Annotated in this window: 9 protein-coding genes; 4 read left to right on the top strand and 5 right to left on the bottom strand. The window is 58.6% G+C overall.

The window, feature by feature from the left end:
* Positions 1-263 precede the first annotated feature (263 nt).
* On the top strand, positions 264-1268 hold the full coding sequence (locus tag IV01_RS03640) for an alpha/beta fold hydrolase (RefSeq protein ID WP_032631040.1): 1005 nt from the start codon (positions 264-266) through the stop codon (positions 1266-1268).
* Positions 1269-1399: 131 nt separating this feature from the next.
* Here the strand turns inward: IV01_RS03640 and IV01_RS03645 are convergent, their stop codons facing one another.
* The 5 genes from IV01_RS03645 to IV01_RS03665 form a co-directional block, all read right to left on the bottom strand.
* Positions 1400-2224 (bottom strand): HDOD domain-containing protein, encoded by an 825-nt coding sequence (locus tag IV01_RS03645; protein ID WP_032631039.1) that lies wholly within the window; start codon positions 2222-2224, stop codon positions 1400-1402.
* Positions 2225-2505: 281 nt separating this feature from the next.
* Positions 2506-3459, bottom strand: a complete 954-nt coding sequence (locus IV01_RS03650) for a 2-hydroxyacid dehydrogenase (protein WP_032631038.1) — start codon at positions 3457-3459, stop codon at positions 2506-2508.
* A 106-nt stretch (positions 3460-3565) separates the two neighbouring features.
* Positions 3566-4831 carry an MFS transporter gene (locus IV01_RS03655; protein ID WP_050507928.1) on the bottom strand — a complete coding sequence of 422 codons (1266 nt, stop codon included), beginning with the start codon at positions 4829-4831 and terminating at the stop codon, positions 3566-3568.
* Between the two features lie 84 nt (positions 4832-4915).
* On the bottom strand, positions 4916-5335 hold the full coding sequence (locus IV01_RS03660; protein ID WP_032631037.1) for a GFA family protein: 420 nt from the start codon (positions 5333-5335) through the stop codon (positions 4916-4918).
* A gap of 262 nt (positions 5336-5597) precedes the next feature.
* Complete coding sequence (locus tag IV01_RS03665; RefSeq protein WP_032631035.1) at positions 5598-7028, bottom strand: mechanosensitive ion channel family protein; 1431 nt, start codon at positions 7026-7028, stop codon at positions 5598-5600.
* Positions 7029-7129: 101 nt separating this feature from the next.
* On the opposite strand from IV01_RS03665, the gene IV01_RS03670 reads away from it, so the two are divergent.
* From IV01_RS03670 to IV01_RS03680, 3 genes are all read left to right on the top strand, one after another.
* Positions 7130-8035: a LysR family transcriptional regulator gene (locus IV01_RS03670; protein WP_032631034.1), complete on the top strand. Its 906-nt coding sequence runs from the start codon at positions 7130-7132 to the stop codon at positions 8033-8035.
* A 170-nt stretch (positions 8036-8205) separates the two neighbouring features.
* Entirely contained in the window at positions 8206-9198 is a 993-nt protein-coding gene (locus IV01_RS03675; protein ID WP_032631033.1) for an MBL fold metallo-hydrolase, read from the top strand.
* Positions 9199-9327: 129 nt separating this feature from the next.
* Positions 9328-10197 (top strand): AraC family transcriptional regulator, encoded by an 870-nt coding sequence (locus tag IV01_RS03680; RefSeq protein WP_050507925.1) that lies wholly within the window; start codon positions 9328-9330, stop codon positions 10195-10197.
* Positions 10198-10514 lie beyond the last annotated feature (317 nt).

Raw genomic sequence — 10514 nt, 5'->3', positions numbered from 1 at the left:
GAGAAAAAAGCGGCATAAACCGTAACCGGTGTCCGTGATTACTTGACCAGTTCAGGCTTGCCCGCGATAAGGACACCGCGATAATTCAGGCAGATCACCTGAACCATATCGTCGGAATGCCGCCCAGACCAAGCACCGCTCCCACAGGATTTTGAGCCTGTCCGAACTTTCGCTTAACTCTTACTTCATGTTTCACCGCTTGCCCGTGGCGCAAGTCACGGTGTATCACCTTGGGCTGCATTTTTGCTAAGGAGTGATTGGACATGCGCGCTGCAACGACTGCCGGATTCATGCTGGCTCTGGCTCTACCCCTGCAAGCCATGGCGGATACCCCCAGCTACGGCAAGCAACTGGAAGGTTTCCAATACCCCCATCCGTTAAGCAAGTTCGAATTCGAATCCCAGGGTAAAAAACTGGAAATGGGCTACATGGACGTTGCTGCGCAGAACAAGGCGAATGGCAAAACCGTGGTGCTGTTACACGGCAAGAACTTCTGTGCCGCTACCTGGGAAGACAGCATCAAAGCCCTGAGCGGCGCGGGGTATCGCGTGGTCGTTCCGGATCAGATCGGTTTCTGCACCTCAAGCAAGCCCGAGAATTATCAGTACAGCTTCCAGCAGCTAGCGACCAATACCCACGCCCTGTTGAGCAAGCTGGGTATCGAAAAGGCAACGGTAGTGGGGCATTCCACCGGCGGCATGCTCGCCACTCGTTATGCGTTGATGTACCCAGCGCAGACCCGGCAATTGGTCATGGTCAATCCTATTGGTCTGGAAGACTGGAAAGCTTTGGGTGTGCCTTATCGCACGGTGGATCAATGGTATGCGCGAGAGCTCAAGACCACCGCCGAAGGAATTCGCAAATACGAACAGAGCACTTATTACGCAGGGCACTGGAAGCCTGAGTATGACAAGTGGGTGGACATGTTGGCGGGTCTGAACAAAGGCCCTGGACATGAAGTGGTGGCGTGGAACTCGGCGCTGATCTACGACATGATCTTCACTCAGCCGGTGTTTTACGAGTTTTCCAGGATCAAGGTCCCGACCTTGCTGATGGTTGGCGATGCGGACACCACCGCCATTGGCAGCGACATCGCCCCGCCAGAGCTCAAGGCAAAGTTGGGTAACTACAAAGTGCTGGGCACGAACACCGCGAAAGTGATCCCGGGTGCGAAGCTTGTCGAGTTCCCGGGCATGGGCCATGCACCGCAAATGGAAGACCCGGCCGGGTTCAATAAGGCGTTGATATCGGGATTGGTTGGAGATTGATCTAGCGCAGGGCTCGCGGCCGGTGGGAGCGAATTCATTCGCGAAGAGGCCAGTACATTCGATGCATCTCCATCAGCTGTAGCATTGCCTTCGCGAATGAATTCGCTCCCACAGGTTTGGAGTCTTCCTCCTTAATTCAACAACTCCGCAAACGCCTTGTCCGCCTCCAGTACGGCGGGCAAGCCGGCAAACAGAGCATCCAGATCCAGCCCCTCGGTCAACGGCCCGACCACTGCCTGTTGTGCTTCGGGCGTGGCGCCGCCGTGGCTTTCCAATGCGTCGGAAATCAGCATCGCCTGCGCCACGATTCGTGGCAGGGGAGCATTGGCCGGGGCTTGCAGGGGTTTGGCCTGGTAGGCGATAGCCTGTTGAATAACCTCCGGCAGGTGCCAGCGGCGGGCGAGTTCTTCGCCGACTTCGGGATAGCCGAAACCCAGCTGAACAGTTTCGTTGGCCGCGCGCCCCGGCGTACCGGTCCTGCTCGCGGCATTGATTCGCTCGGCGACTTCCGGCGCTCCGGTCTGAATCAGCAGCTCTCCGATGTCATGCATCACTCCGCAAGTGAAGGCAATCTCCGGGTCAGCCCCGGTCTGTTTGGCGATCATGCGACAGATGCCAGCGACCTGAAAACTTTTCAGCCAGAAACCCTTGAGATCAAAGCTGGGCCCGGCCTTGAACGCGCCGGTGACCGCTGAGGCCAGCACCAGCGTGCGCAGCGTGTTGAAACCCAGTCGCATCGCTGCGTCTTCGATACTCGATGAATCCCTCGAGCCGCGGAATCGAGCGGAGTTGGCCAAGCGCAGAATCTTCGCCGAGATCACCGGATCTTTCTCGATATTGCGGGCGATGCTTTCGAGGCTGGAGGATGGGCTGTCGAATTGCAGGATCAGATCCTGGGCCACTTTGGGAATGCTGGGAAGACTGTGCAGATTGGCGAACAGCGTTTCAATGCTCATAGACGACTCACCTTTTTCTCATCCTGAACCAACCATAGGCGAGATTGGCGAGGCTGCACGGTGAGGGAGTGTTAAAAGCGTGAAACAGTGAGCAAATTGGCTGAGAGCTTTGTGCCCTAGGGTTGATACCGCGCGATTTACTCTCCAGGAACGGATCCCGTAGGAGCTCACGAGCACCGCGAGGCAGCGATGGCGGTTTGTCTGACACACCGCCATCGCTGGCCTCGTAACCTCGGTGAGCTCCTACGAAAATTGCATTTCAATTCAGGGGCATACGAGCCTCACAAAGCTACTCCCGTCACCAGCTTCCCTTCATTGAAATAGCCGCTTAGGTTGGCGAACACCAGATCGGCCATGGCCTGGCGGGTTTCATAGGTACCGCTGCCGATATGCGGGGTCAACACCACCTGATTCATGCTCAGCAGTTCTGCCGGGACATTTGGCTCGTCTTCGAACACATCCAGCGCTGCGCCGGCAATGCCGCCTGCCTGCAACGAAGCGACCAGGGCTTTTTCATCCACTACCGAACCTCGGGCCACATTGATCAGGTATGAATCAGGCCCCAGGGCTTGAAGCACCTGGGCATTGATCAGCTTCTCGGTGTCCGGCCCGCCGGGGACGATCACCACCAGATAATCCGAGGCTTTGGCCAGCTCATTGAGGTCGGCGTAGTGGGTGTAGGACACGTCAGGATAAGCCTGGCCACGGCGGAAGTAGGCGATGTTCATGTCGAACGCCGCTGCACGCTTGGCGATGGTTTTGCCGATCTTGCCCAGGCCGACGATGCCGCAAGTCTTGCCGGTCAGGTCACGGCCCAAAGGGAATTTGCCGGTGGTCCACTGACCCGAACGGACGAAGCGCTCCGCTTCGCTGACCTTGCGTGAGACACACAGCAGCAGTGCCAGCGCGGTGTCGGCAACGGCGTTGTTCAGCACGTCGGGGGTGTTGCTTAACTGGATGCCACGGCTGGCGATGTAAGAGATGTCCACCGCGTCATAGCCGACGCCGAAGCTGCTGATCACTTCGAGATTGGGCAGGCGTTCGAGCAAGGCGTTATCTGTGCCCATTACGCCGCTGGTTACGATGCCGCGAATCTGGTCACCGCTGGATGCGACCCACGCATCCAGATCCTTGATTTCCCAGCGGTTGTGTACCGTGAAGTCTCGCGCCAGATTTTGCGTCAGCGAGGCGTGCATCGGGCCCCAGACCAGGATTTCAGCTTTACTTTGACTCATAGTGGATCGCCCGTCCTGTGCATGTTTTAAAGGCCATTTTTCTAGCCGCATAGCGACATGGTCGTCGTACAACCAAGGTCGAATCATATACGGATAGGCCTGTCATTCAACCCTGATGTCTTGGCCCCGTTTCACGCAGCAGCAGTGCCATTACGATGGCCAGCACGATCCCACCCAGCAAACATGCGCCTGCGACCTGAAATACCGGCAGCGTCAGTGCATTGCCCATCGCCAGGCGAGCCAGCAGATAACCAAACACTGGAGTGAGCAGGGCGCTGAACGTGAACACCAGAAAATTGATCGCCCCGGTGGCGCTGCCTTTGACGTTATCGGCGTTGACCTCCTTGATGATCGAATACGGGATCATCGCCGCGCCTGAACCGACCCCCAGCAGCAAGCCGAACAGGTAAGGCGGCGCAATCCCGGCAGGCAGGTACAGGATTGCTGCGCTGGCCGTCAGCATCAGCAGCGCGCCGCCGATCAGTACCGGTTTGCGTTGGCCAATACGGTCCGACAGGTAACCCAGCAACGGGCAACCGATCACCCAGCCCAGAGGAATCATGCTGCTGCGGTTGACCGCTTCGGTGTAACCGACGGCCAGCCCGTCACGCAGAAACGGCACGCCCCAGATCATGTCGCCGATGGTGGTCGGCAAAAACAGTAAACCTGCGGTGAAACCGCATAGCCAGGATTGCGGGTTGCTCAACACTTTCTTGTACGGGATGAAGACTGACCCCAAGGAGTTGCTGCTACCTGCGGGTCGGGGATCGTGGCCTTTGGGCGTCATGCTCATCACCAGAATGGCGATCACCACCAGACAGCCCGCAGCAATGAACCAGAACTGCTGCCAGAGGATGGTCCCGTGAATGATGGGGCCCACCGCGAACTGCCCGGCGAAGCCACCCATCATGCCGAAGCATTGGGTGAAGCCAACCGCGGTTGCCAGATAGCGAGGTGGAAAACCATGGGTGGCCAGATACACCGCACCGATGAAGGCGCAGGCTGAACCCGCGCCTTGCAAAAGGCGGCCGATTTGCGCGACCTGTAACTCGCCCATCCCGAATAGCGCAGCGCCGATGGCAACCATCAGGATGCCTGCGGGGATCACGTACTTGGCCCCCAGTCGATCCAGGGCAGCGCCGGCGATGATCGAGAAGATCGAGTAGGTGTAGTAATACAAACCCACCAGCGCACTGACGGCGACCACATCGCGGCCGAACGCCTGGGTCAGCTCCGGCATCATGACCCCCGGTGCCGAGCGCAAGGCGTATTGCACGAAGTAGAACAGCGCGCAAAACAGCCAGGCGACGACGAAGCCCATGTGCAGCGGTTCAGAACGGGCGGACAAGGTTGCGGTTGACGCAGGGGGCATGGGGATGGCCTAGGGGCGATTGAAGGGTTAGAGGCTATACCTTTTCCGTGACCGCCAGGCTGTGCCGGATCAATGCCGGGGCACTCAGCCGCTCATTGTCGAGGGTGGCGGGCGGTCGGCCGGATGGTTGACGCCATCGCTGGTCTTGATCGGGCCCAGATCGAAAGGATTCACGCCTTCCAGGCAGCCGACGTTATAGCCGTATTGGTCCGGCGAGGAGCGGCGTTGGTGATGGGTGTATATGCCGCAATTGCCGCAGAAATAGTGGAGGGCGGTGAGGGTGTTGAACTGGTAAAGCTTGAGCTGACTCTGGCCTTGAATGACCTTGACGCCATTCTGTGCAACGGTGGCAACAATGGCCCCTTTGCGCCGACACATGGAGCAATCACAGCGTCGCGGGTCGACAATGCCGTCCGGTAAATCCAGTTCCAGTACCACCGCGCCGCAGTGGCAGGCGGCGCGATGTTTGGCCTTGATTTCAGTCGGGCCGACTTTCTTGATCATGGTCTGTTCCTCCTGTGGGGTTCGATGTTCGGCCGCTCTGATCAACATGAAATAACCATCGAGAGCGAAACGGTTTTTCTGTAGGAGCGCACGAGCACCGCGAGGCCGCGATGGCGGTGTCTCAGACAAATCGCTATCGCTGCCTCGCGGTGCTCGTGAGCTCCTGCAAGGGCATGTTTGCTGTGCCAGAGCGCGGATCAAGCACAACAGGATAGCCGCAGATGGCCGTGCTTGCAGTCTCGCGTGACATCGGAAGCCTTGATCAGCGTTTCTGCAACCAGCCGAGAAAGCTGCCTTTCTTGATCACTGTCGGCTTTTCGGTCAACAAAGACTGGGCACTGTGTTGGCGGACTGCCTGGAGTTTCGTCAGTGCATTTTTGATTTGTCCTTCCAGCTCCATGGTCTCCCGGGCGACGGTTTTGTCGATCCGGTAAACCACACAGGAGGTGAGGGCGGTAAAGCGCGCTTCAGATGGCGTGTCACTGAGGATGCTTTGTTCGCCCATGACTTCGCTCGGTCCCATACGGCCGGCTTCAACGAAATCGCCGCCGTCCTGTACTTGCGCCGAGACCACGCCGGTGGCGATCACCAGCAGGCTGTCGGTGACTTCGTCGGCTTCGATGATCACCTGTCCGGCGGCGTACTCTCGCGACGTCATGCTTTGGGCAAGATGATTTCGCTCTTCGATATTAAGTGCCCGGAACACTTTTACTTCATCCAGCAATACCCGTGCGCGGGACGCCGGCTCGGCTTTGACGTCGGATTGCCAGGCAATACCCGCCGCTTCGAGATGGCGATAGGCAAGGTCGAACAACAGGTTGCGCACGTCGCTTTTGTTGTTGATGTCCTTGATGAAGCCGGTGACCGTGTACTCGATGGTTGTCGGGCTGGCTTCCTTGACCACCGCGCGGGGTTTGGGTGATTGCAGCAGGGCGCTGCTGCCTTGCAGGGCGCGATCCAGGGCGTCGAGTACTCGGCGCGGACGAATATGCGGCGACACCATGATGTTGATGGACACGCCGAACATGTCTTTTGGCCTGCTCAAGTTAACGATTTTCGCCTTGGCCGCCACTGAGTTGGGGATCACCGCTGTGCTGCCGGTGCCGGTCAGCAAGTGGGTGGCGCGCCAGTCAATGTCGACCACCTTGCCTTCAACGCCGTCGATGCTGATCGAATCATCCACCTGATAGGGTTTGGTGGTGTTGAGAATGATCCCGGAGAACACGTCGCTCAAAGTGCTTTGCAGCGCCAGACCAACAATGATCGCCATGGCACCAGACGTGGCTAGCAGCCCTTTGACCGGCAGTTGCAATACATAACCGGCGGCGGCGACCACGGCAATCAGGAAGATCACAGCGCCTATCACTTCCTGGAGCAGGCGGCCGCTGTGCCCGATGCGACGCATGAGCAGGATGCCGATGATCTCGGTAATGGTCCGGGCGGCGAAAATCCACCAGATGATTTCCAGCGCTGTGGCCGCCAGATGCCGCGCGCTGTCGTCTTCCCAGGGTGCGGTATCCAGAGGGCTTAAACCGGCGTTGATGATCACTACGCTGTACAGCAAAAACGTGCCCAGTCTCGCGGCGACCTTGGGCAGGCGACTCTGATAGGGCAGCAGGTTCCAGCTGATCAGGTCCAGCACGATCAGCAATGCGGCGAAGGTCATTGGATAGCTTTGAAGGAACGTGAACATGGCCGGAACCTGGATGAATGCGGGAGTGAACGCAGACTAGGTGGGTGCAGGCGGCGGATAAAGCTGGTAGAAAGCGTTTGACTGTCAACCGGTGAGCGACAATGAACCCTTTTGAAGATATGCGTATTTTTACCCAGGTCATGGAATCCGGGAGTTTCACTGCGGCTGCTGATCAGTTGGGCTTGTCCAAGCAATTCATCAGTCGCCGTCTGATCCAGCTGGAAGAACGCCTGGGTGTGCGCTTGCTCAATCGCTCCACCCGCAGGCTGGATGTCACGCCTCTGGGCCAGGCCTATTACGAGTCGGCATTGCGCCTTGTCGCGGATCTGGAACAGGCCGAGCAAAGCATTGCCGGGCAAAACACCCAGCCTCGGGGCACCATCCGCATCACCGCGCCTTTGTCGTTTGCCATTGAGCATCTCGGGCCACTGCTGCCGATATTTCTGCAGAAGTATCCTGAAGTCTCAGTGGAAGTGGACTTGAGCGACCGTTCAGTTGACTTGCTGGGCGAGGGCTACGACCTGGCGCTGCGCATCGGCGTGCTGGAAGATTCCACCCTTATTGCCCGCCATATCGCAAGTATCGAGCGGGTGTTCTGTTGCAGCCCGGATTACCTCCAGCGACGGGGTAAGCCTGCAGAGCCTGAAGCGCTCAAAGAGCATGATTGCTTGCCCTATGGTCATAGTCGCCAGGTGCAATGGCGTTTCGAGCGCAACGGTAAACCCTTGGCCGTCAGCCTTTGCGGACGCATGCGGGCCAATAACGGCGAGCTGCTGCGCGATGCGGCCATCGCGGGACTGGGCATTACTTATCTGCCGCTATTCATCGTTGGCCAGGCGTTGAAGGAAGGGCAACTGGTCCGGGTTCTGGACGAGTTTCGCACCCCATCGCTGGCCTTGTCAGCGGTGTATCCGCAGCATCGCCAGGGCGCGCGTCCGGTTCAGGCGCTGATCGAGTTTCTCAAGGAGCATCTGGTGCAGTGTCCGGCGCTGCTGTCCCCTGAGTGACAGAAGCACAAGGGTTCAATTCAAGGCATTTCAAGGCAGGCATCATCCTGCGCTGAGGTAGGAGCTGCCCAAGTCTGCGAAGGCTGTGTGTCAGCCTGATTGATTCGCAGCCATTGCTTCACAGCCTTCGGCAGCTCCTACAGGAATGCATTTGCCTTGAGGAAGCCCCAATGAGTCTTTCCGCTCCACCGATACTGTGCAGTCTGGCCCTGGGCTTGGTGCTTGCTTCAGCAGTAGCCCAGGCTGAAGTCCCGGCCCAGCAGAAAACCCAGGCCCCCGGTTACCACCGGCTGGCGGTGGGCGACTATGAAGTGACCGCGCTGTTTGACGGTTATAACGACCTTTCTCCGGACCTGCTCAAAGGCCTGAGTGCTGGGCAGATTCGCGCCTTGCTGGCACGGCGTTCGATTGAAACCCCTGGTGTGCAGACCGCGTTCAACGCGTTTCTGGTCAATACAGGCAAACACCTGATCTTGGTGGACTCCGGTGCTGGAGCCTGCATTGGCGAGACGGCGGGGATGCTGTCGGCGAACATGAAGGCCTCCGGCTATAACCCTGCCGACGTTGATACGATTCTGCTGACTCACCTGCATCTGGATCACGTCTGCGGGCTGGTCGATGGGCAGAAAAAACCGATCTTCGCCAACGCCACAGTGTATGCCGCCAAGCCCGAAGCGGATTACTGGCTGGACCCGACGGCCACAAGCCGTGTGCCCGAGAAAGCCCGGGAGCTGTTCAAGATCGCTCAGGAGTCGGTTGCGCCGTACATCGTTGCCGGTCGCTTCAAGACCTTCAAGGCGGGCGAATCACCGGTTCCGGAGGTTCAGACCGCGCTGGAGACCGGGCACACCCCAGGCAGCACCACCTATCAGTTCACCTCTCAGGGGCAAAGCATTCTGTTCATGGGCGATCTGGTACATGATCTGGCCGTGCAGTTTGAGCACCCGGAAGTGTCCATCAGTTTTGACGTCAACGCCGCTCAGGCAATCTCCAGCCGCAACCAGGTTTTCAGCGCTGTGGCAAAGCAGAAAATCTGGGCCGCTGCTGCCCATTTGCCGTTCCCGGGTATCGGGCACATCGTGGCTATCGACAAGCATTTCGACTGGGTTCCGATCGAGTACGGCCCTTACCAGCGCGCAGCCAATGTGCCGTTGCTCAAGTAATCATTCTTGATGGGTGTTCCCGGTGTGACCGCTCTGGTGTGTAGCAAGCACCCACCGGGCGGTCGCGGTTCTTTCGCTTTGCAGATAGAGTAGAGGGCAGTCGTCAGCCACGATTGAAAGGATACGTTCTTGACTGCTCCTGCCGTTTCACACTTGACTGCTGATAAGTTCACCGCCACGCGGATCGCAGACGCTCGCCCCGATCCTGACAAGATCATTGATATTCCCTGCGCGGATGCGTTTTCCATCATCGTCCAGCTTCAAGACTTTGCCGAGCACCGCTTGTGGCGTGGCCGGCGTCTGAGCTATTCGGGCGGTTACCTCCAGGGCAGTGTTTCGCTGCCGTTCATGGGTGACCAGTTGCGCTGTCAGCACCGTGCCGCCTACGACAACCTGCGGTTCAATATCCCCCGGCAAACCTTCGATGAGTACCAGGGTGAAAACGGTGGACGACGTATCGATGGCTTCAGGTACGAGCAGGGGGCTCAGGACGTAGTCCTTTACCATCTGGCCCAGGCGATCCTGCCCGCATTGCATGAACCGGCAGCGGCCAATCAGCTGTTCATCGATCACGTGCTGCTGGCGATGTGCGCCCATTCGATTGCTCGCTATGGGCGCATTGCCCCGGTCAGCGGCAAATTCACTACCACACTGACGCCGCTTCAGGAGCGATTGGCCAAAGAGCTGATTGCCAGCAATCTTGGGAACGACCTTTCCGTGGAGCGCATCGCTCAGGAATGCTCACTGTCACGCAGCCATTTCTCTCGCGCCTTCAAGCAGGCAACAGGCGTAGCGCCACATACCTGGTTGCTGCAGATGCGTGTGGAAAAAGCCAAAGAGTTGTTGCTTGCGCCCGGCATGTCGCTGGTCAATATCGCCCAGGCCTGCGGCTTCGCCGATCAACCGCACCTGACCCGGGTGTTTACCCGGCTGGTGGGGACGCCGCCGAGTGCATGGCGGGCGCAGCAGGGTGGGGTGATTGTGGTACCGAGGGCGTGATGAATCGCTTCATCATTCATCGCGGGCAAGCAGTCACCTCGGTCTGGCAGACATACCGCGTCATCGTTCATCGCGGGCAAGCGCGCTCCTACTGAGGAACACCTAACCTGTGGGAGCGGTGCTTGCCCGCGAATCCGTAACCTCGGTCTGGCAGGCAGACCGCGTCATCGTTCATCGCGGGCAAGCGCGCTCCTACTGAGGAACACCTAACCTGTGGGAGCGGGGCTTGCCCGCGAATCCGTCACCTTGGTCTGGCAGGCATACCGCGTCATCGTTCATCGCGGGCAAGCGCGCTGCTACTGAGGAACACCTAACCT

The sequence above is a fragment of the Pseudomonas syringae genome, assembly GCF_000737245.1.
GTDB classification, from domain to species: domain Bacteria; phylum Pseudomonadota; class Gammaproteobacteria; order Pseudomonadales; family Pseudomonadaceae; genus Aquipseudomonas; species Aquipseudomonas syringae_J.
This window is presented reverse-complemented; position numbering and strand designations above follow the sequence as displayed.

Coding starts and splice junctions, on each gene's coding strand:
- IV01_RS03670 (WP_032631034.1), top strand. CDS start 7,130: ATGAACCCTTTTGAAGATATGCGTATTTTTACCCAGGTCATGGAATCC.
- IV01_RS03645 (WP_032631039.1), bottom strand. CDS start 2,224: ATGAGCATTGAAACGCTGTTCGCCAATCTGCACAGTCTTCCCAGCATT.
- IV01_RS03665 (WP_032631035.1), bottom strand. CDS start 7,028: ATGTTCACGTTCCTTCAAAGCTATCCAATGACCTTCGCCGCATTGCTG.
- IV01_RS03655 (WP_050507928.1), bottom strand. CDS start 4,831: ATGCCCCCTGCGTCAACCGCAACCTTGTCCGCCCGTTCTGAACCGCTG.
- IV01_RS03660 (WP_032631037.1), bottom strand. CDS start 5,335: ATGATCAAGAAAGTCGGCCCGACTGAAATCAAGGCCAAACATCGCGCC.
- IV01_RS03640 (WP_032631040.1), top strand. CDS start 264: ATGCGCGCTGCAACGACTGCCGGATTCATGCTGGCTCTGGCTCTACCC.
- IV01_RS03650 (WP_032631038.1), bottom strand. CDS start 3,459: ATGAGTCAAAGTAAAGCTGAAATCCTGGTCTGGGGCCCGATGCACGCC.
- IV01_RS03675 (WP_032631033.1), top strand. CDS start 8,206: ATGAGTCTTTCCGCTCCACCGATACTGTGCAGTCTGGCCCTGGGCTTG.